Raw genomic sequence first — 26,358 nt, forward strand, 5'->3', positions numbered from 1 at the left:
CAGTCGTAATCGGTCGGGTTAGATCTCGTCAACAGACGAGGATTCGAACCGCGCGGAAATGTTGATGCCCAACTCTTCAGCGGCACGGAACGCTTCATCGTCCGAGTCGCGCAGGTTGACCGTTGAACCGTCTGCCGAAAGAACTTCGACGTTGAGGCACAGCGACTGCATTTCCTTGATGAGCACCTTGAAGCTTTCGGGAATACCCGGCTCCTGGATGTTCTCGCCCTTAACGATGGCTTCGTATACCTTGACGCGGCCGAGGATGTCGTCCGACTTGATCGTCAGAAGCTCCTGCAGTGCGTATGCGGCACCATAGGCCTCGAGCGCCCACACTTCCATCTCACCGAAGCGCTGTCCACCGAACTGAGCCTTACCACCGAGTGGCTGCTGAGTAATCATGGAGTACGGACCGGTTGAACGAGCGTGGATCTTGTCGTCAACGAGGTGGTGCAGCTTGAGGATGTACATGTAACCGACCGAAACGGGAGCCGGGAACGGCTCTCCCGAACGACCATCGAACAGACGGGTCTTACCCGTGTGGTCGATGAGGCGGTCGCCGTCACGAGTAGGAGTCGTGGAGTCAAGAAGACCCGCGATTTCCTCTTCGTACGCACCGTCGAATACAGGGGTAGCAACCTTGGTTCCGGGGGCAGCGCTGAACGCTTCCTCCGGGAGGTTCTTCGCCCACTCCGGCTTGCCTTCAACTTCCCAGCCCTGCTTTGCAACCCAACCGAGGTGGGTTTCGAGGACCTGACCGAAGTTCATTCGACCGGGGATACCGAGGGGGTTCAGGATGATGTCAACCGGGGTTCCATCGGCCAAGAACGGCATGTCTTCGACAGGCAGGATCTTGGAGATAACACCCTTGTTGCCGTGACGACCAGCGAGCTTGTCACCTTCGGTGATCTTGCGCTTCTGGGCGATGTACACAACAACACGCTGGTTGACGCCCGAACCAAGCTCGTCATCGTTGTCTGCGGAGAATTCCTTGACAGCAATGATCGTGCCCTGCTCACCGTGGGGAACCTTCAGCGAGGTGTCGCGAACTTCGCGGCTCTTCTCGTTGAAGATGGCACGGAGCAAGCGCTCTTCAGCCGAAAGCTCAGTCTCACCCTTAGGCGTGACTTTGCCGACGAGGATGTCGCCGGGGCGAACCTCTGCACCGATGCGGATGATTCCACGCTCGTCGAGGTCAGCCAAGAGTTCTGGGCTAACGTTCGGCAGATCGCGCGTGATCTCTTCCTTACCGAGCTTGGTGTCGCGAGCATCCACTTCGTATTCTTCGATGTGGATCGACGACAGTACGTCATCCTTGACCAGGTTCTGGCTCAGGATGATCGCGTCCTCGAAGTTGTGACCCTCCCACGGCATGAATGCCACGAGGAGGTTCTTTCCGAGGGCGAGCTCGCCGTTCTCCGTTGCGGGACCATCAGCGATGACCTGACCAACTTCGACGCGCTCTCCGGCGCTGACGATAACGCGGTGGTTGTAGCTCGTGCCCTGGTTGGAGCGGTCGAACTTGCGCAGGAAGTATTCCTGCGTTCCGCCCTCATCGAGCTGAACAACAACGACGTCTGCTGAAACCTCAGAGACAACACCAGCCTTGAGCGTGGTGACAACGTCACCAGAGTCAATGGCGGCGAAGGCTTCCATACCGGTTCCCACGAGCGGGCTTTCGCTGCGCAGCAGCGGGACAGCTTGACGCTGCATGTTGGCACCCATGAGTGCGCGGTTTGCATCGTCGTGCTCGAGGAAGGGGATGATCGAGGTCGCTACCGACACCATCTGGCGCGGCGAGACATCCATGTAGGCAATGTCTTCTACGGGAACGAGGTCAACCTCGCCACCCTTCTTACGAGCAAGAACGCGGGGCTCAGCGAACCGCATGTCCTTGGTAAGAGGCGCGTTTGCCTGCGCAACGATGAAGTCGTCTTCATCGCTTGCAGTCAGGTAGTCGATGGTCGTCGAAACAACGCCGTCGATCAAACGACGGTACGGGGTCTCGATGAAACCGAATGCGTTGATGCGAGCGAACGATGCGAGCGAACCAATCAGACCAATGTTGGGGCCTTCAGGAGTCTCAATCGGGCACATACGGCCGTAGTGAGAGGGGTGAACGTCTCGAACCTCAACGCCAGCGCGCTCACGGCTCAGACCACCAGGGCCCAGCGCCGAAAGGCGACGCTTGTGGGTCAGACCCGCGAGCGGGTTGTTCTGGTCCATGAACTGCGAGAGCTGCGACGTACCGAAGAACTCCTTGATCGCGGCGACGACGGGGCGCACGTTGATCAGAGTCTGCGGGGTGATGGCTTCGATGTCCTGCGTGGTCATGCGCTCGCGAACAACACGTTCCATACGGCTGAGACCGGTACGAACCTGGTTCTGAATGAGCTCACCCACGGCGCGGATACGACGGTTACCGAAGTGGTCGATGTCGTCTACGTCGAGACGGATGTCAACCTTCTTGCCATCGCGAACACCCTTGATGCTGGCTGCACCGCTGTCGCTAACCGCGACGTTGGGAGCAGTGGTGTCGTGGAGCGACACCATGTACTTGATGGTGGCAATGATGTCTTCAACGGTGAGGACCGACTCTTTAATGTCGGTGTCGAGACCAAGCTTGCGGTTGATCTTGTAGCGACCAACCTTCGCGAGGTCGTAACGCTTCGAGTTGAAGTAGAAGTTGTCGAGAAGCGCGCGTGCGGCTTCTGCAGCTACCTGCTCGCCCGGACGCAGCTTGCGGTAGATGTCCTTGAGCGCCTCTTCCTTGGTGAGGATGTTGTCCTTCTCCAAGGTGGCCTCGATCGACGGGAAGCCCTTGAACTCCTCGAGGATCTCTTCGCTGGACAGGCCGAGGGCCTTCAGGAAGACCGTGACCGACTGCTTGCGCTTACGGTCGATGCGAACACCGACCTGATCGCGCTTGTCGATCTCGAACTCAAGCCAAGCACCACGGCTCGGGATAATGCGAGCCGAGTAGATGTCCTTGTCGGAGAGCTTCTCGGGCTGGCGGTCGAAGTACACACCAGGCGAACGAACGAGCTGAGAAACAACAACACGCTCGGTTCCGTTGATGATGAAGGTACCGCGAGCCGTCATAAGCGGGAAGTCACCCATGAAGACGGTCTGAGTCTTGATCTCACCGGTGAGGTGGTTCATGAACTCAGCGTTGACGTACAGAGGCGCAGCGAAAGTCTTGCCGCGCTCCTTGCACTCGTCAATGGAGTACTTCGGCTCTTCGAGCTCAGGATCGGTGAACGACAGTTGCATCGTCTCACCGAGGTCTTCGATCGGCGAGATCTCTTCAAAGATTTCGTCGAGACCACTGCGTGTAGGCAGGTCGGTGCGGCCAGCGGCAACACCATCCGTTACACGCGTTTTCCAGCTGTCGTTGCCGACGAGCCAGTCAAAGCTCTCGGTCTGCAATGCAAGCAGATCGGGAACCGTGAGTGTGTCAGTAATTTTAGCGAAAGAAAGCCGCGAAGCTGCGCGGCCATTCTTTGGGGACTTATTGGTGGACGCATCGCGCGCAGCAGCCAAGGAACAACCTCCGTGAACCCCGTCGGGTTCGTCTGTCAAGATGATTGACGGTCGGTAATGAAATGCTCACCAGAATCACCCCGCCGCTATACTCGGGGCACCCAGCTGTCCGCAATATGACTGCTTAATTTGTCTGGGAGCGCAAGGATCTACTATAAGCCGCTATGCCGCGCCGTGTCCACCCGATTCTTGACCTAAATCAAGAATTCGACTAGGGGTTTGCTGTGAGTCCCGCCGCGCGCTTCTTGGCAGCCATGGCTCCGAAGGCCTCCCAGATGAGCCGATGGGCGTTGTTTACCGTGATGTCGGCGTGGTCATAGGCCGGCGCAACCTCCATGACATCGAAGCCCACGACATCCGTTTCGAGCACAATCTGGCGAACGATGCGCAGTAAATCAATGGGTGCGAAGCCGCCGGGCTCAGGCGTTCCGGTTGCCGGCGCGAAACCGGGGTCGAGCACATCGATGTCGATCGAGATGTAAACCTTGGATGCTCGCGCCTTCGCCGCCGCGATGATCTCGGGGATCATCTCTTTGACGCCGCGCTCCCAAAACTCCTGCATCATGAAGTGCTTGAGACCGTTATCGCGCATCCACTTCTGGTCTTCTTCTCCCGGCCAATAACCGCGCAAGCCAACCTGCAAGAAGTTGGGACCCGGGATGGCGCCCGACTCGATGAGGCGACGCATCGGAGTTCCGTGGCTGGCCAGGTTGCCCTCGAGAATGTTCGCGGTGTCAGCGTGCGCATCGAAATGAATCATGACCACGTTGCCGAAACCGTGGTGCTCAGCGACCGCCGTTGCGGCCGGCCACGTGATCGAGTGGTCGCCACCAATAATGACCGGAACGATGCCGCGGCTGGCGACCTGCGAGACGCGCTCGTGAATCGCTGCCTTCGATAGCTCCCACATTCCGTGACTCGTGACGGCATCCCCATAGTCGACGACGTCGAGGTGATCGAAGATTTCGACGCCGAGGTCGAGGTGATACGTGCCGGGGTCGTAGGCGCTGGCGCGCAACGCACGCGGGCCGAAGCGAGCGCCCGGGCGGTTGGTGGTGCTGTCGTCCCAGGGAGCACCAACGACCGCGACATCTGGCTGCCACGAATCAAGCTGCTCCGGCTCGCTCAGCATCGGCCGCATTCCGAAGGTTGCCGGCCCCACATAGGACTGGGCGTTCAATTGCGCCTTGAGGTGGGGAGGAAGTTCGCGGTTCGCATCAGCCATGCCTCACCGTACCGCTCAGCGGTTCTGGCGCCCGCGAGCGCGGCTGCATGTCTGCACGGAGTGTGGCAAAGTCAATGCCATGGCCGAGCATCCCAGCACTACCCTGAAATTGAGCGGCCACTTTGCCGAGATCGCCCCTGACCGTTGGCAGGATGGCGCCTTCACCCTCACCGTGGACGGCACGCCTCAATCGCACGTCAACATGGACGATCCGAGCCAGCTGTTCTTCGAGTACGTGCAGCGCATGGGCCACGTCATTGACCAACTCTCGGAGCCCGGCGCACCCATCACCGCCATTCACCTCGGCGGTGGCGCGCTGACCCTTCCCCGCTACGTTGAGGCCACGCGCCCCGGCTCACGCCAACAGGTCGTCGAGCTGGAGTCGGATCTCGTGGACTTCGTTCGCGCGGAGCTTCCGTGGTCGAAGCGGGCATCCATCCGCGTTCGTCACGGTGACGCTCGCGAGGTGCTGGCAAAGTTCCCGGCCGGGATGCGCGGCGCTGTGGATCTTCTCGTCGTTGATGTCTTTAGCGGCGCCCGCACTCCCGCTCACGTCACCAGCGTCGAGTTCTACGAGGAAGCGATGACGCTCCTCGCGCCCGAGGGCGTTGTCGTCGTGAACGTTGCCGACGGCCCTGGGCTCGCTTTTGCACGCAGCCAAGCCGCGACTCTCAAGCACACGGTCGGCCACGTGGCCGCTCTCGCCGAGACCCAAATTCTCAAGGGACGCCGTTTTGGCAACATCGTGCTTGTCGGTTCACCGTCGGCTCTCCCCTTGCACTGGATGCCGCGGCTACTTGCTGGTGGGCCACACCCCTCAAAAGTGGTCGCCGGTGTCGAACTTTTGGACTTTATTGGGAGCTCACCGGTGGTCACAGACGCCACAGCGGTGAAATCTCCACCCCCATCCAAAAATATTTTTCAGGTCAAACCGGGTAGAGGATAGACAGATCTGTCCCCTTGTACCCCGGTTTTTCTGAGACTTTCGGGGTACAAAGCATGTACCCCTTTCGCGTGTTTTCGGTGACATCCGCATAAAATCGGGGTATTTCGTCCCCCAAACCGCCACGTCTAGTCCCCCATGGTGCGGACATAGGGTGCCCCCCATTACTGGGGACTGTCCTCCTTAGGGAGGACATATAGATTCGCTTTTAGGAAGTTGAGAGCGAGGCCCGAACCTCGCAACTACTCATCCCGAGATGCAGGAACCCGAAACCAGCAGACAGCTTCTGATCCCGATAACCCGAACCACACACATTCCGGCCTGTTTTTGCTGCGCCGCGAAAGGAAATCATGAACAAGCTCGTTAAAGGCTCCATCGCAGGTGCAGCAGGAATCGCTCTTCTCCTCGGTGGTGCAGGAACGCTCGCTACCTGGAACTCCGTAGCAACGGTCAGCGCACCGGGCACCATCTCGGCAGGAACGCTGAGCATCGCCGCCGCAACCAACACCACCGATGGCTGGAAGCTCGGCAACGCAGCGACTGTCGCGTCGCCTGCCAACTTCAAGATCGTTCCCGGTGACACCGTCACATACACGAAGACCTTCAACGTCACCGCAACCGGCGACAACCTGACCGCAACCGCGGCCCTCGGCACGCTCGCCATCACGGCAGCCAGCTCGAGCAATGCAGCTGACACCGCGCTCGCCGCAGCACTCACCAAGTCGGCAACGTTCACCGTCAACGGTGCATCGACCTCGACCGTGAGCCCCGCCAATGGAACGCAGCCCGTTGTTGTCAGCGTCACCATCACGTACCCGAAGAGCACCACCGCCGGAGCCGAGAACACTTCGAAGCTTGGTGCCGTATCGCTGAGCGACTTCACCATCACGCTCACGCAAAACTAGTTTTACCCCGCTGGGTGTGCGGTCTGGGGGGACGCACACCCGGCAATCCTCTTCACGTTTCGTAGCAGTTTTCTCTCATAGAAAGGCGGTGCACCATGAACTCCTCGACAGTTCGCGGATCGCACCGCCTTGACATGATTAACGGCCGTCACCAGCGCCGCGCAGCATCGCTTCTCACCGCCTTCGGTGGAGGAACCCTCGGCATTGTCAAGGCAATGGCCGTTCTCGCCATCGCCGTTTCGATCGGCCTCGTCGGCACCGGTGGAACTTACGCCTTCTTGAACTCGTCCGTTACCGCGACGCCCGGCTCCACGATCAGCGCCGGCACCGCCGCTCTGACCGTCGGCAACCAGTCACTCAACTGGACCGCTCTTGCCCCAGGCAAGTCAGTCACCGGCACTTTCACCATCACCAACACGGGCGACGTGCCCCTCGTACTTTCCTCAGCCATCGCTGCGACGGCAACCGGTTCATCAACCACGAACCCGTTCACCATCTCTGTAGCCAACGGCGCCTGCCCCAGCTCGGGAGTTCCCTCGGGAACCCTGAACAGCACGCTCGCCGCTGGCGCATCCACGAGTGCCTGCCTCGTCGTCACTCTTCCGGCCAATGCGCCGTCAAACGCCCAGTCGACAAACGTCGCCATCACCGCCACAATCTCTGGAGTACAGCCGTGAGCCGCACCGGAGAGCGCACGACCGCTCAGGGCTACCGCGGCATGAAACGGTCCACTCGCGTCTCGATGATCGCCGGCGTTGCCGTATTCCTCACACTCGTCTCTGGTGTGAGCTTCGCCGCCTGGACTGCGTCATCCACCAAGACCGCCACCGCCGCCACCGGCGCGGTTGCGTTGACGACGGCGACCACCAGTGGCGCCTCCACAATCAGCGCCCTCGGTCCTTACACCTACACGGCCACCAATCAGACCCTGACGAAGCCCATCACCGTGCGCAACACCGGTAGCGTCGAAGCGTCGGTCACGAGCGTCACCATTTCTCGCAGCGGAACCCTCGCGGGCAACCAAGTTGCCGTGAAGTTCTGGGTGGGCACGAGCTCCGCCTGCGCCGCTACGACCCCCGTGGTCTCGTCGACACTTGCCGGTGGCACCGTCTCACTGAGCACGCTCAACATCACCCTCGCGTCTACGGGCAGTGCGATCCTGTGCGCTTCCACGACTTTCACGGGCAACTTGGTTACTCAGGCCGGCCGCACGACTGATGTGACGTTCGCCCTCAACTCAAGTGCGGGAACAAACTGGAACGCCACGGATGCTGTCGCAGCAGCGGGCCGATCCTTCACCCAGTCCATCTTCATCAGCACGGCACCGAACGCACCAACCAACATGCAGTGCACCAACGGTTCCACCAGCTCGAGCGTGACCATTGCGTGGTCGACGCCATCCGGCTTTGTAGCCCCCAACGGCGGCTACAACATCTACTACAACGGCTCGCTCATCGGTAACGTCGCCGACACCACGGTCGGACTCACCGGAAGCGGCGTCAGCGGAACGGTCACCATCCGCGCCGTTGCCGTGGACGGCACCGAATCGGCCGACTCCCCCGGAATTGCGCTCGAACCGCGCTCGTACAACTGGTGGGGTCAAGGATCGGGTCTCTCATGCGGCTAGGACTTCGCCGGGCATCCGGCATCGCCACCGCAGCACTTCTGAGCCTCGTACTCGGCGCAACGCCCGCAAGCGCTGCGACCGGTGTTGGCGTCGTTGAGCTGAGCGATGACGGCGTGAGCTTCGCCCGCACCTACCCCGGTGCGGTCTTCGATAACATCGCGCTGCTGAGCCCTGGCGACAGCCAAACCGAAACCATCTACGTGCGCAACACAGGCACCGCGGCGGGCTACCTCCGCATCACCATGCGCGACGTGTCGTTCTCAGACGCTCACTATGCCGATGCCCTCACCGTGACGACCAGCACTCCGAGCAACGCCGGCGCCGCCCAGGCGATCAGCGGCGCCTCGCCCTGCCTCGTCACCACCGAAGGAGTGCTCGTCGCAGCCGGCCAGACCGTGCCCGTGACGGCAAACCTGACTCTCGGCAACTTGACCGGCACTCAAGGTCAAGGCGCTACGGCATCCATTTCGCTTCGCTTCACGCTCTCGGACACCACCCCCGGCAGCGTGCCCGCAACGCACTGCGGCAACAGCGGGTCGACGGTTCCGCTTGTGCCGGGCGTTCCAGGCTCCACGGCGACGACGAAAGACACCACCGCCAACGGAGTCGGAACCGCGTCGGCGCTGCCGGTTCCCACACCGAGCCCGAGCCCCGCGATGACTGACGACAGCACCGATACGGCCTCTGGCCTCGCTCCCACTTTCCCCACGGGATTCACACTCGACCCCAACTCTTGGCGGCTTTATCAGGAGTATCTTGTACTCATTCTGTTCTTGGCCGCACTGGTCGGCGCTGGCATCTCGTGGATCGCTGGCCGTCGCACACGAAAGGACGCCGACAATGTCTAACCTGACAACTCGTGCAGCCGCTCGCGACTCCGCCAACACAGACGAAGAAAAGTCCCGCGGAATTCTTTACTACCTCGGCATGGGGATCAGCGGCGGTCTCTTTGCTCTCGTGCTGCTTGTGGGTGCGCTCGTCATCATCGTTCCCAACGTTGCCGGCGCACTACCCCTTACTGTGCTGACCAGTTCGATGGAGCCCGGGCTACCTCCCGGCACGCTCATCGTGGTCAAGCCCATCGAAACCGACGAGATCGCCGTGGGCGACGTCATCACGTACCAAATCGAATCCGGTAAAGCCGGCGTGATCACTCACCGCGTCACCGGCATCACCAACTCCAGCGACGGTAGCCGCACCTTCACGTTGAAGGGCGACAACAATGATGTCGCCGACGAGCTGCAAGTACTGCCCGTTCAGGTGCAGGGCAAGCTCTGGTACAGCGTTCCGTGGATCGGCTACGTGAGCAACTTCGTCAACGGCAGCGCCAAAGCGTGGCTTGTTCCCATCATCGCCATCGCCCTGTTCGTGTACGCCGGATTCATGATCACCAGCGGAATCATCTCGGGCGCCCGCAAACGCAAGCGTCGTCGGGCTCGCGCTCAGCGTGAAGCCGAGCGCGCAGCATCCATCGAAGCAGCGGCTTCCGGGGATGCCGTCGAGCCGGCCGACAATCGCGTGCGGTTGGGCTAGCCCATCATCGATTAGCCTCGACAGGTGGCTGAACTTTCCCGAGTGCGCGTGTGGGCTGATGCCCTCATCCGATTGCACTTGGATGACAGTTGGCAGTTCACCTTCGACAACGCCAAGACCCGAGCCGGGCTCTGCAATTACACGCATAAGCGCATTTCGGTGTCGCGGTATTTGGCTGCCCGGTACGAGGATGACGAGATTCATCAGATCTTGCTGCATGAGATCGCCCATGCAATGGCGGGCCCCGGTGCCGGGCACGGAGCGCAGTGGAAGGCCGTTGCGAAAGAGCTCGGCTATGAGGGCAAGCGGCTGCACGGCGGCGCGATTGCAGATGAGTTTGCGCCCTGGGTCGGCACCTGCCCCGCCGGCCACAAGCATCATCGGTATCGCAAGCCCACGCGCGTTCTCGCGTGCGGGCTGTGCTCCCGCAAGTTCAGCACGGCCAATCGCATCCACTGGGTGCACCGGGTGGTGTCGCGGCCGCGCGGTTAGGTTGTCACGTGCTTCGCGCTTCGTCGCAGAGCGCGCACGTCGCACGCCCTCGAGTCGAGCCGCGAGCGCAGCCGGTAACCGGGGTGTCTCGTAACCGGCGATAATGGTTAGGTGCATTATCCCGAAACCGCTTCCCCTATTGGCACGCCCGCAACTCTGCCCGCCGCCACGCCCGCCAGCACTCCCCCGGCTGACAACGCCGGTGGCGCAACTGGCCAGTGGTTCTCGTCTCGCACCTCACGTCAGTGGTGGTTCGATTCAGGTGCGCGTGCGCTCGACTTCGCGTACACGGGCGCCATGGGCAACGACCCCGCATGGGAACGCCTGAACACTCCGGTCGATTTGGCGACGTGGCTCGAGGGCCGCTTCGAGGCGTGCGATGGCACGGTCACCGATCGCGATCTCACCGACGCAAAGGGTTTACGCGAAGCTATTGCGACGATTGCCACGGCGCTCAGCGTGAACGGCACTCCCGATTCCCGCCAGGTCGACATCATCAACCTCTTTGCTGCGACTCCGGATGTTCCACCCCGGTTGGCTGGCGGAAGCCTGCAGGCCGGTCGCACCCGCGTTCGCACCGGTCAGGCGCTCGCGACGATGGCGCGCGAAGCCGTCTTCCTCTTTGGCGACGACCAGCACGAACGCATTCGTGAATGCGCTGCTGACGACTGTGCCCTCGTCTTTTACGACGAATCACGCTCAAACAACCGCCGCTGGTGCTCGATGCAGCGCTGCGGCAACCGCGCAAAAGTGCGCAGCCATCGTGCTCGCAATGCGGCACGCTAGCTGCGCACTTAAGAGGTGCCCGCAGGCGAGGATGTGCGCGTGAACCCTATTGGCTCACGCGGCGCTCTCTAGCGGGGCACCATCAGTCGTCGATTAGTCGACGAACTGAACCTCTTTCCAGAAGGTGACGTAGTTGGAGAAGTCCTTGCCGACGCGTTCTGCTGCACCCGGGAGAATGTTCGGGTAGCTGAACGCACGGTCCTGGTACTGCTGGCCGTTGGCGCTGACAACGAAGTACTGGCAGTCACCCTTCCACGGGCAGTGGTACGGGGTGGGGCTCTTCTCGAGCAGTTCGTGGTTCACGCTGGCCGGCGGGAAGTACCAGTTGCCCTCGATCTTGAGGAGATCTTCCTTGGGTGCTTCTGCGATCACGGTGTCGCCGATTACTGCCTTCATACTGTCCTCCGTTGAGTCGATGTCGTGAGTCAATGACAGATAGCTCAGTCAGTGACTATCCGGTTCAACGCTCACAGCGCGAGGGTCATTCCCGAACGAGTTGCCGACTGTGCTGAACGATGGCAAAACTGGCTGCGGAATTGCTGGCAATGGCGGCATCGAGGGCGCCGCGTCCGGCATCCTGAATCAGCTGCTGGCCAGCGGTACTCGCCGACAACAAGTGGTTGTGAGCAGACTTGAGGCCCGTGAAAGCAGCGACAGCGGATGCCGCTTCCGGAGAAATGTAGTCAATGCCGGCATCGGCGAGAGCATCTACGATCGCACCCGCCGCGAGGAGGTCGTCGACGGCGAATCCGCCGTCCGCGTTTCCGGCAGCGATGACGGCGACGGTGAAGCGGTCACCTTTGAGTTCTTGTTGCGCGATAACCCACGCGGCGACGGCCGTGGCTGCCCCAGTGCCGGCGCTGAGCACCGAAAGTTCGCCGGGCAGCTCGGGGGCGGGCGTGGAACCGTCGGCTAGAGCATCCGCCCACACAACAACGTCGGCGCCGTCGCTCAGCTCGTGCGCTTGAGCGCGACCGAAGCCAAAGCGGACCTGGTACTGGGGTTGGGTGCGGGGATCGTTCACTTCTTGAGGCTAAAGCGCAGGTGCGCGCGCGTCATCTTCGGTTACTAAATGTGACAGGAGGCTACCTGCCTGGCACGATCGCGACCTTGCCCCGTCCGTGGCTGGACGCAATCTGGTCGATGGCGTCGACGACTCCGTTGAGCCCCACGACTCGTTCGATTGCGGGTACAAGCTCGCCGGAAGCGAGCAGCGCGGCGAGGTAGCTGAGGTCGTGGGGCGTCGGCGCGGCGGTGAACTGGTGGAACTTAACATCCGACTTCTTGAAGGCGCGGGCCATGCGCATGAGGTGGAAGACGGGGCCGACCCACCGGTTGCTCATGGGACCGCTAACGCCCACGAAGCGCGCGCCGGGAGCCAAGATGGTGCGCATGTCGTCGGCGGTTCGGTTGCCCATGAGGTCGAAGACGACGTCGTACTGGCCACCGACTTCGATGTAGTCCTCGGTTTCGTAATCAACGACTCGGGTCGCGCCGAGAGCGAGCGACTGTTCGGCGTTGCGGCCGCTGCAGACGGCGGTGATGTCACTGGCACCGAGGATGCGCGCCAGCTGAACCGCGAAAGTGCCGACCCCACCCGCGGCCCCGTTGATGAGCACGCGATCGCCGGGCTGAACCGTCCCCTTAGTCCGTAACCCCTGAAGCGCGGTGAGAGCTGCGACCGGAGTTGCTCCCGCTGCCACGAAGTCGATGCCGGGCGGCAGGGTGACGAAGTGCTTGGCCGTGACGGCGGCATACTCGGCGAAGGCTCCGCCGTTTGCCTCGCCAAACACAGCGTCTCCGATCGCAAAGCCGGTAACCCCGTTACCGACGGCAACGACGCGCCCCGCGACATCCGCCCCCGGAGTGAGCCGCTTGGGCCTACGCAACCCCATGACAAGTCGCACAAACAGCGGGGTGCCACTGAGCAGACGCCAGTCGAGCGCATTGGCCGAGGAGCCCAAGACCTGCACGAGCAGCATGCCGGAGCCTGCCGTGGGCGTCGGGAGCGTCTCGATCGCGAGAACGTCGGTGTCGCCATAGCGCCGCGACGTTACCGCGGTCATCGTCTCGGGAATGGAGGGTGTGGGGCTCGGGCTGGTGTGCGGAGGAATAGACATCGGGGCTCCTGCCGAATCGGTGCATCCAGTGTAGGGTTCGGGCCGATTTTCGGGGTGCTTGGGGTTCCACTCTGGATTCCTGAATCAGACAGGAGGACACTAGAGGCATGCGCGTGTTTCTAAAACTCGAACTCGATTGTGCCCCCGACGATGCTTGGCGCGCCATCCGCAGCCCGCACGTTTTTCAAGAGGTCTCGGCACCGCTCTCGACCTTCACTTCGCTGGAGATCGGCGGCTTTCCTGAGCTGTGGCAGGCGGGCGAGCATCCCGTGCGCATGGCTGCCGCCGGGCTGTTCCCGGTGGGCCAGCAAGTGATCGATGTGTCATTCCCGGATGCCCCTGACGGCGTTCGCATCATGCGTGACAGCGGGCGCGGGCTCAGTGGTCCTCTCGCTCTCATCACACAGTGGGAACACTCCATGGCGATCAGCGCCGCGCCCGGAGGCAAAACCCTCTACCGCGACCAACTCATCTTCAGTGCGGGAGTTCTCACTCCCCTCCTGTGGCCTCTCTACTGGGCATTTTGGCAGTGGCGCGGTGCAGCTCTGCGACGCCTCGCCCCATCATGGAGTTGGGGCACAACAAGAAGAAGTAATCTCAACCTTTAGGTTGACCGTTCTGGCTTCAGCCGTCGGCTCTGAGCCGAATCGCAGGGGCGAAAGGAACACGCGGTGCCTCGACTGCGGCGGAGCAATACATCAGGGCGCGGCTACTCGCGCAAGCGGTCAGGCAAGGGCTTTAGCTACAGCGACCCTGCCGGCGCGACGGTCACCGATGCCGACCTCAAGTCGCGGTTTGCGTCGCTCGGCATTCCTCCGGCCTGGACCGAAGTCTGGATCTGCCCCTACGAGAACGGCCACGTTCTCGCCACTGGCTTCGACGAAGCGGGCCGCCGCCAGTACATCTACCACCCGGCCTGGCGCGAACGTCAAGACCGCGTGAAGTTCGACCGCGCTCTCGAACTTGCTGCCGTGTTGCCCGGCGCTCGCGGCGTCGTCACCCGCACTCTGCGCTCGAGCGAAGACGCTCGTGAGCGCACTCTTGCCGCAGCCTTTCGGATGCTCGACACCGGCTCATTGCGCGTCGGCAGCGAACGTTACGCCGAAGAACACGGCAGCCACGGCCTCTCCACCCTCCTGTGCGATCACGTCACCGTGGTCGGCGATCGCGTGCAACTCTGCTTTCCCGCCAAGAGCGGTCAACAGTGGGAGAGCGAAATTGTGGATGCCGACCTCGCCGAGTTCATTCGACGCCGTCTGCGCAGTGCTCCCGACGCTTCGGTTCTCTCCTGGCGGGAAGGCCGCGAGCGCCGCTCCCTCACCGCAGCGGATATCAACGACTACGTTCGCGAACGAACGGGTGGTGACTTCACCGCCAAGGACTTTCGCACGTTGCGCGGCACGATCGCGGCGGCATCGAGCCTGGCGGTGAGCGCCGCCACCGCTGATGTAGCAGTGAAGAAACTCAGCCAACGGGCACGATCGCGCGCTATTCGTGAGGCGATGGAAGCGGCTGCCGACGTGCTCGGCAATACCCCCGCGATCGCCAAGAAGAGCTACGTTGACCCGCGCATCGTTGACCTGTTTTCTGCCGGGGAGACAATCAACCCACAGCGGCTCGCCTCGGCCGAAAGTGAAGTGCGGGCGCTGCTCTCGCGCGACACGTAGTGGCCGACACCAAGCTCGCTGTCGGCAGCGCGGGTTAGCCTGAACTCATGACCGCTCTTGAAGTAGCCGACTGGCGCCGCCGCAACTTTGCTCTCTACGCCGCCATCCGCGAGAACCCGGATGCCGCGAGCGCCCACGCCGACTGGCGTGCGGGACGAGATGAGATGTTCGCCACGCATCCAGCTTCGCCGCTATTGCCGGAGGACCTGCGCGGCTTCAAGGGGCTGCCGTTTGAGTCGTACAATCCCGACTGGCGCTTCGAAGCATCCATTGTTCCGGGCGACGGTCGCCGCATGAACGTGGAGACAGGAACGGATGGCGTTGTGCCGTTCGACCTGCTCGGCACGGTCGAGATCGACTCGGTTGGCTCGCTCGATGTGTGGCGCTTGGCGTCGTATGGCGGCGGAATTTTCATTCCCGTGAAGGATGCCCTCTCTCGCGTGAAAGGCGGCACCTACGGTGGTGGCCGCTACCTTCTCGACACCGTGAAGGGTGCCGATCTGGGGCCGGGCAGCACGCCCGAGTCGCTCGTGCTCGACTTCAACTTTGCGTACAACCCTTCGTGCGCCTACGACCCCGCCTGGGCCTGCCCGCTCGCGCAGGGCGGCAACACTCTGGCTGTGCAAGTGCCGGCAGGCGAGCGCTACGGGGTCGCTGCCTGATACAGTGGGGGTACTTGCGAAACAATTATGTTTCCCTGCGTCGTAGAACGCTTCCCTCTTCTCGCCCACGTCAATCAGAAACGTGAGGCTCGTAGATAACTTTCTCCGGCGAACTGGAGTAATCCGCGCCGAACGAAAGTTCGAGATCTGACCTGTGTGCCGCATCCGTGCGAAACTCCTGATTGGGTCGGTGTAGATCAGCACTGCCACGTTCAACTCGAACGGTGTGTGCGCCTCCGGTGTAACGCCCATCTGTTACTTATGCCCGAAAGGCACCACCGTTTTGACTGAACACACTTTTAGCTCGCTTGGCGTACCCGCCCCTCTCGTTGCTGCACTTGCAGCCGATGGCAAGACCACGCCGTTCCCCATCCAGCTCGACACCCTTCCCGACACCCTCAATGGCCGCGACGTACTCGGTCGCGGAAAGACGGGCTCGGGCAAGACCCTCGCCTTCTCGCTTCCCATGGTTGCTCGCCTCGGCGGCACGCTCTCGGGCGGCAAGCGCCGCTCGGGTCGCCCTCTGGGTCTCGTACTCGCACCGACCCGTGAGCTCGCCACGCAGATCTCTGCCGTGATCGAACCTCTCGCTGCGGCTTACGGCCTCAACACCACCACGATCTTCGGTGGCGTCAGCCAGAACCGCCAGGTTGCGGCCCTCAAAGCCGGCGTCGACATTGTCGTTGCCTGCCCCGGTCGCCTCGAAGACCTCATGAAGCAGGGCTTCGTGAGCCTCGACGCAATCGAGATCACCGTGCTTGACGAGGCCGACCACATGGCCGACCTTGGCTTCTTGCCCGTCGTAACCCGCATCCTCGACAAGACTCCCAGCAACGGACAGCGCATGCTGTTCAGCGCCACCCTCGACAACGGTGTAGACAAGCTGGTTCGCCGCTTCCTCCACAACGAGGTTCTTCACTCGGTTGACGAAGCGACCTCGCACGTCTCCGCCATGACTCACCACGTGTTCGAGACCGAAAGCGTCGAATCCAAGCGCGTTCTCATCGAAAAGCTTGCTTCGGGCACCGGCCGCCGCATCCTCTTCATGCGCACCAAGCACCACGCCAAGAAGCTGGCACGCCAGTTGACGGATGCCGGAATCCCCGCCGTTGACCTGCACGGAAACCTCTCGCAGGTTGCCCGTGACCGCAACCTCGCCGCGTTCTCCGCTGGCGACGTGAAGGTGCTTGTTGCTACTGACGTTGCAGCGCGAGGCGTGCACGTCGACAACATTGAGCTGGTCATCCACGTTGACCCGCCCGCCGAGCACAAGGCATACCTGCACCGCAGCGGCCGTACCGCTCGTGCTGGTGAAGAGGGCGACGTTGTCACGATCGTTCTTCCCGCCCAGCGCAAAGATACTGCAGCACTGCTGCGTAAGGCCGCCATCACGGTGACCCCGCAGCACGTGAACGCTAAGTCAGAAGCCGTTGTGGCCCTGACCGGCGAGGTAGCCGAATACGTAAAGCCTGCTCCTCGTGCGGCAGCTCCCGCCCGTGGCCAGTCGCAGGGTGGACGCTCGCAGGGTGCAAACGCCCAGCGCAAGCGTGCCCGTCGCGGTGGCGAAGGCGGATTCTACGAAGGCGAACGCGATGGTGCCCGTGAGGGTGGCCGTGGTGGCGCCGGTGGTCGTGGTGGCAACGGTGGCGGTGGCGCTCGTGGCGGCCGTAACGGTGCAGCCCGCGATGGCGCCCGTGACGGTGCTCGCGAGGGTGCTCCTCGTGGCGGCGCCCGCGGTGGTCAGCAGCGTAACGATCGTCAGGGCTCCGGCCGTGGCGCCGTTGTAGCCGGTTCCGGTGCAAGCGAACAGCGTTCGACTCACCAGCCTCGCCAGCAGCAGTCCGAAGCCCCCTCGCGTCCGCGCGGTGGCAAGGGTCGCGCTCAGGCCGGCAACGGTGGACCGGTTCGCGTCGGCCAGGTCGTTCGACCCAACCGTCGCGCATCGAGCAGCGGGCGCTAAGCTCTAGCTCTTTCTGGTGCGCGTGAGCGCGCTGCCGTGCTCGCGGAAGTGTGCCGCCGGGCACGCGTAGGCGCGCTGCCGAGCTCGCGCAGGCGTGCCGGCGAGCGCGCGGAAGCGTGCTGCCGGGCACGCGTAGGCGTGCCACAGTTTCACCGTCGAGGGCGGCGAATCCCCTCCAGCAGCGCTGGGGGTGGGGTTCGTCGCCCTTCGGCGTTTAAGGGCGCTCTCGCTGACTGGACGCTAGGCGCTGGGTGCGGGGTGCTGGGCGGCTAACTCGGCAGCTCGCTGTTCGGGTAACCTGCCGGCCAGACAGCCTGATCAACCTTTGGAAATTCAGGAAATTCTGTTTCGACGCGCGTTCACGGGCCCCAACGTGCCCGGATTTCGGGGCATCCAAACAGGCAGCCCAGGCGCGCGCATCAGATTTCCTGAATTTCCAACGTTGTACAGCTCCAGTACGAGCAGCGGGCGCGCAATGCGCAGCACAGCACAGCACCCAACTACTGGCGGCCGGCGCACAACGACTCTTCGGCCGCAACCGCGGTCACGCTGAACGAGCACGACAGCACTGCCTTGCGGAAATTCAGGAAACTCAGGAAACTCTGTTGACCCAACCGCGTGTACGACATTGCTCCCGCAGAGTTCTCGGCATTTTGCGTGACCGTGCGCGAACGGGCGAACGGATTTCCTGAATTTCCAAAGCTTGCCCTCAGCAGACTGGCGGGCAGGAGCTAGCTCGCAGTTACGGCAGTACGCCGACGGAAGCAAGGGCGGCGCGCAGTAGCGCTCCGCGACCACCCTCCATGTCAGCGGTGACGTCGTCGGATACCGCTGCGGCGGGGCTCAACCAGGTGAGCTCAAGCGCATCCTGACGCGGTTCGCACGTCCCCGTGACGGGAACGACGTAGGCCATCGAGACGGCGTGCTGGCGGGGATCCGTGAACTGGCTGTCGCCGGGCCACGGGAAGTATTCGGCGACCATGAACGGGGTCGGGCTTGCCGGCAGCAGCGGGAAGGCCATGGGGCCCAGGTCCTTTTCCAGATGACGGAACAGAGCATCGCGCAATGTCTCGCCAAACATGACACGGCCCGAGACGAGGGTTCGGGTGATCTCACCACTGTTGCCGCGCACCAGGGTGCCGACCTCAATGACGCGACCCAGCCCATCCACGCGCACAGGAACAGCCTCGACATAGAGCAGCGGCAGTCGCCTGCGGGTCTCCGCAAGCTCTTCATCTGAAAGCCAAGACGAGTTGGGGTCTGGTGTGCCGACGGAGCTCATGCTCCATTGTCACCTATCGCGCGGGCTTGGCGTGCACGATGTCGTCGAGCGGATGCCGCGGCGGGCTCGGCCGGGCTCGCCACTAGTCGCTCACAATCTCGCTTTCGCTCGCGCAGTGCACAGCTAGCGCAGCCTCGGGCCGGAGGCATCAGCCCCCGAATTAGCGTTCCTCTCTCAGGCACTCGCCTGTCACGCGAAAGGGAACCCATGACCGAGAACAGCCCCTCCTCTTCAGAGCCGTCGCATGAGAGCGACAGGGAACGCGCGGCACCGATAATGGCAACACCGGCATCGGCTGAGGCGGCACCCAAGCCTGCCCGCCTTCCGCTGCCCGGATGGGCGTGGGCGCTAATTGCGGTCACGATCATCGTGTTTCTTGCGTCCGCCGCTACGACCACGATCATCGTGGCCTCGGGGCTCGCTTCTGCCACCTCGTACGAGTGCGATGAGTTCGGTGAGCTCGACGGGTGCACCGAAGGCGCCACAACGAAGGCACGATCCGAATCGACGAGTTCCGCGAGCGGAAGCGCCACTGCAGGCGAGCGCATTCCACTCGCGGGAAACGCGGTATTCGATGGGCTGCCGGTGTGGGCGCTGACGCTCGAACCGACGTGGCAGGAGCTCGATCTCGATCTGGTCGGCATTACCGTGTTTCAGGACGATGCCACTGGCTGCGAACTAATCGCCTCGCAAAGCCTCGCGGCACCCGACACCGAGAATGCTGGAGACGCCGTGCTCTCCCCCGATCTTCTTACTCAGGAGATCAAAGCATTGACCGCCGGCAATTCTGAAGCGTTGGTGCTCAATGCCGGAGCAGCGACCGACATTCCGATCGCTGGTGCCGGAAGCGGGTCATCGATCGACTTCGCCTCAGCAACTATCAGCCAGAGAAACGCTGACGAGGTAGCCATGAGCACTGAAATTGTCGCCCGGTCTATGCCGGACTCTGGCGGTGCTCTCGTCGCAATGTTGACGTGCGAGACCGCAACGATCCCGACGTTCGGCGAGAAATTCGACTTCTTCTCGACGGGACTCGCGGTCACCGTCGGCCCCTAGCCGCGCCGCGTAGGCTTTGGGCATGCAGATCGATTCCTCCGCAGTGCTCTGGTCGGCCCCTGAACGCGAACGGGCCGGCCGCCCGCTCATCGTGCTGTTGCACGGCTACGGCTCCCACGAGGGCGATCTGTTCTCGCTCGCTCCCGCCCTGCCGCTCGGCCCGGTGATCGCCTCGCTGCGTGCGCCTATCCCCGAAAGCGGCGGGTTCTCGTGGTTCCCGATCGATCTCAGCGGTGGCGGGCTCCCCCGGGTTTCTGGCGTGGATGACGCAGCCAACGCCGTACTCGAATGGCTCGATGCCCAGCAGTTCACGAGTGTGAGCCTCCTCGGTTTCTCGCAAGGGGCAGCCATGTCGCTCCAACTATTGCGGCTCGCCCCGGAACGCTTCACGAGTGCCGTCGCACTCTCCGGGTTCGTGGCCAGTGCCGAGCACCCCGGAGATGCGGCGCTCACGGCCATCCGCCCGCCCGTATTTTGGGGTCGCGGCACGGATGATCCCGTGATTCCCGCGGCGGCGATCGCGCGCACCGAGGAGTGGCTTGTTGATCACACGCACGCTGAGACCCGTATCTATGAGGGGCTTGCGCACGCGATCTCGACCGATGAGCTCAACGATTTTGTGAGCTTCTTGCACACGCACTCCTAGCGGTTCGCGTGCGGTTCGCGTGCGGTTCGCGGCGCGGTTCGCGGTGCGGTTCCCGGTGCGGTTCGCGGTGCGACCGCGAGTGAGCGGCGGTCGCGTGTGGTGCGTAGGCGCCGCCGTCGACAGCCCCGCCGCACGCCTTCGGCGAAATCCGTAGGGCACTGTCAGGGGTTGCGACGAAGATAGAGACATGAGCGACGTGCTCGGCAAATTTTCGCCCGCCACCCGAGAGTGGTTCCAGGGCGCGTTCGATGCTGCCACCCCGGCCCAACTCGGTGCGTGGGATGCTGTCTCCTCCGGAGCTAACGCGCTCGTCGTTGCCCCGACCGGTTCCGGTAAGACGCTTGCCGCGTTCCTGTGGGCGATCGACCAGCTCGCCTCGAGTCCTCCCCCGGCCAATCCCAAGCAGCGCACTCGCGTTCTCTACATCTCGCCGCTCAAAGCGCTCGGCGTTGACGTCGAACGCAACCTGCGCGCGCCACTAGTCGGCGTCACTCAAACCGCTCGCCGGCTCGGGCTTGGCGAAACCGACATCACCGTGGGCGTTCGCTCGGGAGACACCACCGCTCAAGACCGCCGGCTGCTGGCGCGCACCCCACCCGACATCCTCATCACGACCCCCGAGTCGCTGTATTTGATGCTCACCTCGGCAGCCCGCGAGACCCTCAAGAACGTCGACACCGTCATCATCGACGAAGTGCACGCCGTCGCCGCCACCAAGCGCGGCGCCCACCTTGCGCTGTCGTTGGAGCGATTGGATGCTCTGCTCGCGAAACCCGTACAGCGCATCGGCCTCTCCGCTACCGTGCGACCGATCGACGAAGTCGCTCGTTTCTTGGGCGGACGCGCCCCGGTCGCGATCGTGCATCCGCCGTCGACCAAGACGTTCGAGTTGAGCGTTGTTGTGCCCGTTCCCGACATGACGATTCCCGGCACGGTTGCTTCGGCGCGCGGCAAAGCCAGCGGCGGCGACGGTGCCGACGATGAGGCAACGCCCGAGTCGGCGGCATCCCTGTGGCCGCACGTCGAAGAGCGCATTGTTGACGCGATTCTCGAGCACCGCTCGACGATTGTGTTTGCCAACTCGCGGCGGTTGGCTGAACGGCTCACCGCCCGTCTCAACGAGATTTACGACGAACGACTGAACGACAGCAGCGTCGATGGCGCCGGTAGCAATAACGCCGGCGGTGGTGGTGGTGGCGACGGCACTGGCGGAGTTGGCGACGGCGCAGACAGTGGAACCGGTAATGCCGCCGCCGTTCTCGAACGTTCCCAAGCCAGCGCGGATGCCGCCGCCTACGCCGCCCCGCAGCAACCGTGGAAGCCACCCGCTCAGATGATGGCGCAGGGCGGATCCACCATGGGCGCTGCTCCGCTGCTCGCGCGTGCACACCACGGCTCGGTCAGCAAAGACCAGCGCGCGATCATCGAAGACGACCTCAAAACGGGAGTGCTGCGCTGCGTGGTTGCGACGAGTTCGCTCGAACTCGGTATCGACATGGGTGCCGTCGACCTTGTCATTCAGGTGGAGTCACCGCCGTCGGTCGCGAGCGGGCTTCAGCGCATTGGACGAGCCGGGCATCAGGTTGGGGAAATCTCCAAGGGTGTGCTGTTTCCGAAGCACCGCACCGACCTCATCCACACGTCTGTCGCCGTGGAGCGGATGCGCAGTGGGCAGATCGAAGCCCTCTCGGTTCCGACAAACCCGCTTGACGTACTCGCGCAGCAGACCGTTGCCGCCGTGGCTCTCGACGAGATCGACATCGAAGAGTGGTTCGACACCGTGCGCCGCAGCGCGCCATTCTCGACCCTGCCGCGCAGCGCCTTCGACGCGACCCTCGACCTGCTGAGTGGCCTCTACCCGAGCGACGAATTCTCTGAGCTGCGCCCGCGCGTGGTGTGGGATCGGGTTGCCGGCACCATCAGCGGTCGCCCCGGCTCCCAACGCTTGGCCGTCACCTCGGGCGGCACCATCCCCGACCGCGGCCTCTTCGGCGTGTTCATGATCGGCGGCGAAGCCGGAGCCCCCGGCCGTCGCGTCGGTGAACTCGACGAAGAGATGGTCTACGAATCGCGCGTCGGCGACGTCTTCGCCCTCGGCACCACGAGCTGGCGCATTGAAGACATCACCCACGACCAAGTGCTCGTCTCCCCCGCCTTCGGGCAACCCGGCCGCGTTCCGTTCTGGAAGGGCGATGGCCTCGGCCGCCCGGCTGAACTGGGCGAAGCCATCGGGGCATTCACTAAAGAAATTGCTACGGCATCCGCTGACGATGCACGCGCTCGGGCGGAGTCGATCGGGCTCGATGAGCACGCCGTCACGAACTTGATCGCTCTCGTGACCGAGCAGAAGGCATCCACCGGTCACGTGCCGAGCGACACCACCCTCGTGGTGGAGCGGTTCCGCGACGAGCTGGGCGACTGGCGCGTGATCTTGCATTCCCCGTACGGCATGCCCGTGCACGCGCCCTGGGCGTTGGCGATTACGGCGCGCATCCGCGAACAGTTGGGCGTGGATGGCGCGGCCATGGCCGGTGACGACGGCATCGTCGTGCGCATCCCGGACACCGATGCCGCGCCGCCCGGTGCCGACCTCTTCGTGTTCGACGCTGACGAGCTCGAACAGATTGTCACAGAAGAAGTGGGCGGCTCGGCGCTGTTCGCCGCACGCTTTAGGGAGTGCGCTGCTCGCGCCCTGCTGCTGCCGCGCCGGGACCCCGGCAAGCGTTCGCCGCTGTGGCAGCAACGCCAGCGGGCCTCGCAACTGCTGGATGTGGCGCGAAAGTACCCGAGCTTCCCGATCGTGCTCGAGACGGTGCGCGAAGTGCTGCAAGACGTGTACGACCTGCCGGCGCTCACGGCGCTGACGAAGCGCATCGCCAGCCGCGGCATCCGCGTCATGGAGACCGAAACGGATGTGCCTTCGCCGTTCGCGCGCAGCCTGCTGTTCGGCTATATGGCCGCTTTCGTCTACGAGGGTGATTCGCCGCTGGCCGAGCGTCGCGCGGCCGCGCTCTCGCTCGACCCGGCACTGCTCGCCGAGCTTCTGGGCCGTGCCGAACTGCGCGAACTGCTCGACCCCGACGTGATCGCCCAGACCGAGAACGAGCTGCAGCGACTGGTGCCAGAGCGCCATGCCCGGGATGCCGAGGGCATCGTCGATCTGCTGCGCGTGCTTGGCCCACAGACCGTTGCCGAGATCGAAGCGCGCTCGCTCGTGACCGGCACCGCCCTCGCCACCGACTTGGCCGGGCTCGCGAAAGCGAACCGCGTGCTCGAAGTGACCATTGCGGGCGAACGTCGCTGGGCCGGCATCGAAGACTCCGCACGACTGCGGGATGCGCTTGGGGTTCCGCTGCCCATTGGTGTGCCCGCCGCGTTCATCGAGCCCGTTGATGATCCCGTCGGCGACCTTGTCAGTCGCTACGCCCGCACTCACGGACCCTTCACACTCGCGGATGCCGCAGCCCGCTTCGGGCTCGGAACCGCCGTTGTGCAGGACACCCTGCGCCGTCTCGCGGCCGACCGCCGTGTTGTTGATGGCGAGTTTCGCCCCGGCGCGAGCGGCACCGAGTGGTGCTCGGTGGATGTGCTGCGACGCCTGCGCAGCCGATCCCTCGCGGCGCTGCGGCAAGAGGTCGAACCGGTGTCCCACGCGACGTTAGGTCGGTTCCTGCCCGCCTGGCAACACGTCTCCGCTGCCGGTGACTCACTGCGCGGAATTGATGGGCTGGCGCAGACCATCGACCAACTTGCTGGTTACTCGGCCCCGGCATCCGCGTGGGAGAACTTCATTCTGAGTGCGCGCGTGCGTGACTATTCGCCCGCGTGGCTCGATGAACTGACGACCTCGGGCGAAGTGGTGTGGGCCGGGCAGGGTGCGCTGGCGGGCAGTGATGGCTGGATTAGTCTGCACCCGGCGGCGACCGCAGCGCTGACGTTGCCCGAGCCGGATCGCGATGGGCTAAGCGAGTTACAGCAGAACATTCTCGAGGCTCTGGCCGGTGGCGGTGCGTTCTTCTTCAGGCAACTCTCGAATCAGGTGGGCAGCACGGATGACAAGGTGCTGCTGAAGGAACTCTGGGATTTGGTGTGGCGGTCGCTCATCACCAATGACAGTTTTGCGCCGTTGCGCGCGCATCTCGGAGGGACGCAGCGGGCAACGCGGGCTCCGCGACCGGCGCGGGCTCGGGCCTATCGCGGTCGCGTTTCGACGGTGGCGCAGGCGGGGCCGCCGAGTGCGTCCGGCCGCTGGGCGCTCCTCGAAACCGCCGAAGGTGACACGACCGTGCGCGCCAAGTCGACCGCCGAATTGATGCTCGAACGGCACGCGGTCGTGACGCGCGGTGCTGTCGTGAGCGAGGGCATCCGTGGCGGCTTCGCCTTGACGTACCGCGTACTGAGCGGCTTCGAAGAGACCGGTCGCGCTCGTCGCGGCTACTTCATCGAGGGGCTCGGTGCCGCCCAGTTTGCGACAGGAGCCACCGTTGACCGCCTTCGTGGTTTCACTCGGGATCCGGATGCTGCGCCCCAACTTCTAGCGATCACTCTCGCCGCGACCGACCCCGCGAACCCCTACGGGGCTGCTCTGGGGTGGCCGGTGGTTGGCGGCGAGGATGCTGGGGCTGAGAGCGGCGACGCTTCTGCTGCTGGCAGCGCTGGCAGCGCTGGCATGGCCGGTTCTGGCGCTGGGCCGGCTGGCGACGAAGGCTCAGATGCGTGGGCCGCAACCTCGGCATCCGCGAGTTCATCCGCGAAGTCCGCCGCTGACACCCCCAAGAAGCATCGCCCCGGCCGCAAGGCGGGTGCGATCGTCGTGATGGTCGATGGGCATCTTGCGCTCTACCTAGAGCGCGGCGGCAAGTCGCTGCTGGCCTTCGATTTGGAACCAGCTGTCGTTGATGCCGCGACCCGCTCGCTCACGAGCACCCTGCGCGGAACGCTGCCGAAGCTGCGCATCGAGAAGGTGAATGGCGACTTCGCCGTCGGCACCCCCGTGGGCAAGGCCCTCGTCGAGGCCGGGTTTGTGGCCACTCCGCAGGGGTTGAGGCTCCGTGCCTGAGGGTGATTCCGTCTATAAGGCAGCTGCCAAATTGCGGGCGGCTCTCGACGGCCAAGTTCTCACGCGCACCGATTTTCGCGTGCCTGCTTTTGCGACCCTCGACCTCAGCGGCCAGACCGTCACGAGTGTCGTGCCGCGCGGCAAGCACCTGCTGATTCGGGTTGCGCCGGGCTCCGCCGCCGTGGCTTCGGCGGGCGCAGCCAGAGCGGGCGAACCGAGCGCCGGCCTCACCATCCACAGCCACCTCAAGATGGAGGGCGTGTGGCAGATTTACGGCGCCGGGGAACGGTGGCGCAAGCCCTCCTACCTGGCTCGCGGAGTGCTGAGTACGGCAACGAAGACCGCGGTAGGTTTTGAACTGGGGCTGCTTGAGGTGGTGCCCACGGCATCCGAAGACAGCATTGTGGGGCATCTGGGCCCTGACCTTCTCGGCCCCGATTGGGATGCCGAACTCGCGTTGGCGAACCTGCTGTCAGACCCAGCGCGCCCGGTAGCGCTCGCGCTACTCGATCAGCGGAACCTCGCCGGCATCGGCAATGTGTTCGCGAACGAGTTGAGCTTTCTGCGCGGCGTGCGCCCGCACACCCCCATCGGCGAGATCGCCGATCCGAAACGCCTTGTCGCGCTCGGCTACAAGGCGATCATGGTGAACAAGGACCGCCCGATCCGCAATCTCACGGGCCTGCCGCGCGGCAAGCCCCGCTACTGGGTGCACGGGCGGCGCGGCGAACCGTGCCTGCGCTGCGGCACCCGCATCGAGTCGGATCAACTCGGCACCGGCCCCACCGACACCCGCTACATGTGGTGGTGCCCGAGCTGCCAGAAGTAATGTCGCTCGGCCGTGGGCAGTGT

The 26,358-nt window shown here is 63.6% G+C and carries 22 protein-coding genes; 16 read left to right on the forward strand and 6 right to left on the reverse strand.

Annotation, left to right across the window (positions count from 1 at the left end):
* Positions 1–18: 18 nt before the first annotated feature.
* Both rpoB and speB read right to left on the reverse strand, forming a co-directional pair.
* Positions 19–3,543: a DNA-directed RNA polymerase subunit beta gene (gene rpoB / locus ACWTV3_RS05890; RefSeq protein ID WP_100388166.1), complete on the reverse strand. Its 3,525-nt coding sequence runs from the start codon at positions 3,541–3,543 to the stop codon at positions 19–21.
* 211 nt (positions 3,544–3,754) lie between these two features.
* Positions 3,755–4,768 carry an agmatinase gene (gene speB / locus ACWTV3_RS05895; RefSeq protein WP_498477246.1) on the reverse strand — a complete coding sequence of 338 codons (1,014 nt, stop codon included), beginning with the start codon at positions 4,766–4,768 and terminating at the stop codon, positions 3,755–3,757.
* 79 nt (positions 4,769–4,847) lie between these two features.
* Between speB and ACWTV3_RS05900 the strand changes: the two genes are divergently transcribed.
* From ACWTV3_RS05900 to ACWTV3_RS05935, 8 genes are all read left to right on the forward strand, one after another.
* Positions 4,848–5,714, forward strand: coding sequence for a spermidine synthase (locus ACWTV3_RS05900; protein ID WP_100388164.1), 867 nt, complete (start codon positions 4,848–4,850; stop codon positions 5,712–5,714).
* 347 nt (positions 5,715–6,061) lie between these two features.
* Positions 6,062–6,616, forward strand: coding sequence for an alternate-type signal peptide domain-containing protein (locus ACWTV3_RS05905; protein WP_498477247.1), 555 nt, complete (start codon positions 6,062–6,064; stop codon positions 6,614–6,616).
* Positions 6,617–6,711: 95 nt separating this feature from the next.
* On the forward strand, positions 6,712–7,293 hold the full coding sequence (locus tag ACWTV3_RS05910; RefSeq protein ID WP_498477248.1) for a TasA family protein: 582 nt from the start codon (positions 6,712–6,714) through the stop codon (positions 7,291–7,293).
* The gene (locus ACWTV3_RS05915) at positions 7,290–8,243 is read left to right on the forward strand and encodes a hypothetical protein (protein WP_498477249.1); all 954 of its coding nucleotides are present in this window, start codon (positions 7,290–7,292) and stop codon (positions 8,241–8,243) included. The genes ACWTV3_RS05910 and ACWTV3_RS05915 overlap by 4 nt, the downstream gene beginning before the upstream one ends.
* Positions 8,234–9,091, forward strand: coding sequence for a hypothetical protein (locus tag ACWTV3_RS05920; RefSeq protein ID WP_498477250.1), 858 nt, complete (start codon positions 8,234–8,236; stop codon positions 9,089–9,091). Before ACWTV3_RS05915 ends, ACWTV3_RS05920 begins: the two co-directional genes overlap by 10 nt.
* Positions 9,084–9,776: a signal peptidase I gene (locus ACWTV3_RS05925; RefSeq protein ID WP_498477251.1), complete on the forward strand. Its 693-nt coding sequence runs from the start codon at positions 9,084–9,086 to the stop codon at positions 9,774–9,776. Before ACWTV3_RS05920 ends, ACWTV3_RS05925 begins: the two co-directional genes overlap by 8 nt.
* Before the next feature lie 24 nt (positions 9,777–9,800).
* Positions 9,801–10,268 carry a SprT-like domain-containing protein gene (locus tag ACWTV3_RS05930; RefSeq protein WP_498477252.1) on the forward strand — a complete coding sequence of 156 codons (468 nt, stop codon included), beginning with the start codon at positions 9,801–9,803 and terminating at the stop codon, positions 10,266–10,268.
* A 111-nt stretch (positions 10,269–10,379) separates the two neighbouring features.
* Positions 10,380–11,054, forward strand: a complete 675-nt coding sequence (locus ACWTV3_RS05935) for a CGNR zinc finger domain-containing protein (protein WP_498477253.1) — start codon at positions 10,380–10,382, stop codon at positions 11,052–11,054.
* 93 nt (positions 11,055–11,147) lie between these two features.
* Here ACWTV3_RS05935 and ACWTV3_RS05940 read toward each other — a convergent pair whose 3' ends face one another.
* The 3 genes from ACWTV3_RS05940 to ACWTV3_RS05950 all read right to left on the reverse strand — a co-directional run bounded on the left by ACWTV3_RS05940 (position 11,148) and on the right by ACWTV3_RS05950 (position 13,174).
* Entirely contained in the window at positions 11,148–11,471 is a 324-nt protein-coding gene (locus tag ACWTV3_RS05940) for a DUF427 domain-containing protein (protein WP_498477943.1), read from the reverse strand.
* A gap of 64 nt (positions 11,472–11,535) precedes the next feature.
* Positions 11,536–12,078 (reverse strand): 2-phosphosulfolactate phosphatase, encoded by a 543-nt coding sequence (locus tag ACWTV3_RS05945; RefSeq protein WP_498477254.1) that lies wholly within the window; start codon positions 12,076–12,078, stop codon positions 11,536–11,538.
* Between the two features lie 61 nt (positions 12,079–12,139).
* Positions 12,140–13,174 carry an NAD(P)-dependent alcohol dehydrogenase gene (locus ACWTV3_RS05950; RefSeq protein WP_498477255.1) on the reverse strand — a complete coding sequence of 345 codons (1,035 nt, stop codon included), beginning with the start codon at positions 13,172–13,174 and terminating at the stop codon, positions 12,140–12,142.
* A 107-nt stretch (positions 13,175–13,281) separates the two neighbouring features.
* Here ACWTV3_RS05950 and ACWTV3_RS05955 point away from each other — a divergent pair, with 107 nt between their 5' ends.
* The 4 genes from ACWTV3_RS05955 (at position 13,282) to ACWTV3_RS05970 (ending at position 17,463) form a co-directional block, all read left to right on the forward strand.
* A complete protein-coding gene (locus ACWTV3_RS05955; protein WP_498477256.1) occupies positions 13,282–13,782 on the forward strand; it encodes a hypothetical protein in 501 nt (166 codons plus the stop codon).
* 63 nt (positions 13,783–13,845) lie between these two features.
* Positions 13,846–14,841 (forward strand): DNA topoisomerase IB, encoded by a 996-nt coding sequence (locus ACWTV3_RS05960; RefSeq protein WP_498477257.1) that lies wholly within the window; start codon positions 13,846–13,848, stop codon positions 14,839–14,841.
* Between the two features lie 47 nt (positions 14,842–14,888).
* Complete coding sequence (locus ACWTV3_RS05965; RefSeq protein WP_498477258.1) at positions 14,889–15,503, forward strand: DUF1684 domain-containing protein; 615 nt, start codon at positions 14,889–14,891, stop codon at positions 15,501–15,503.
* A gap of 283 nt (positions 15,504–15,786) precedes the next feature.
* The gene (locus ACWTV3_RS05970) at positions 15,787–17,463 is read left to right on the forward strand and encodes a DEAD/DEAH box helicase (RefSeq protein ID WP_498477259.1); all 1,677 of its coding nucleotides are present in this window, start codon (positions 15,787–15,789) and stop codon (positions 17,461–17,463) included.
* Positions 17,464–18,205: 742 nt separating this feature from the next.
* On the opposite strand, the gene ACWTV3_RS05975 is transcribed toward ACWTV3_RS05970, so the two are convergent.
* Entirely contained in the window at positions 18,206–18,745 is a 540-nt protein-coding gene (locus ACWTV3_RS05975) for an NUDIX hydrolase family protein (RefSeq protein ID WP_341619163.1), read from the reverse strand.
* 276 nt (positions 18,746–19,021) lie between these two features.
* Here ACWTV3_RS05975 and ACWTV3_RS05980 point away from each other — a divergent pair, with 276 nt between their 5' ends.
* From ACWTV3_RS05980 to ACWTV3_RS05995, 4 genes are all read left to right on the forward strand, one after another.
* Entirely contained in the window at positions 19,022–19,801 is a 780-nt protein-coding gene (locus ACWTV3_RS05980) for a hypothetical protein (RefSeq protein ID WP_498477260.1), read from the forward strand.
* Between the two features lie 22 nt (positions 19,802–19,823).
* Complete coding sequence (locus tag ACWTV3_RS05985) at positions 19,824–20,447, forward strand: alpha/beta hydrolase (protein ID WP_498477261.1); 624 nt, start codon at positions 19,824–19,826, stop codon at positions 20,445–20,447.
* A 187-nt stretch (positions 20,448–20,634) separates the two neighbouring features.
* Positions 20,635–25,506 carry an Lhr family ATP-dependent helicase gene (locus tag ACWTV3_RS05990; RefSeq protein WP_498477262.1) on the forward strand — a complete coding sequence of 1,624 codons (4,872 nt, stop codon included), beginning with the start codon at positions 20,635–20,637 and terminating at the stop codon, positions 25,504–25,506.
* A complete protein-coding gene (locus ACWTV3_RS05995) occupies positions 25,499–26,335 on the forward strand; it encodes a DNA-formamidopyrimidine glycosylase family protein (RefSeq protein ID WP_498477264.1) in 837 nt (278 codons plus the stop codon). The genes ACWTV3_RS05990 and ACWTV3_RS05995 overlap by 8 nt, the downstream gene beginning before the upstream one ends.
* The last annotated feature ends 23 nt before the right edge of the window (positions 26,336–26,358 follow it).

Source organism: Salinibacterium sp. AL4.1 (assembly GCF_059767305.1).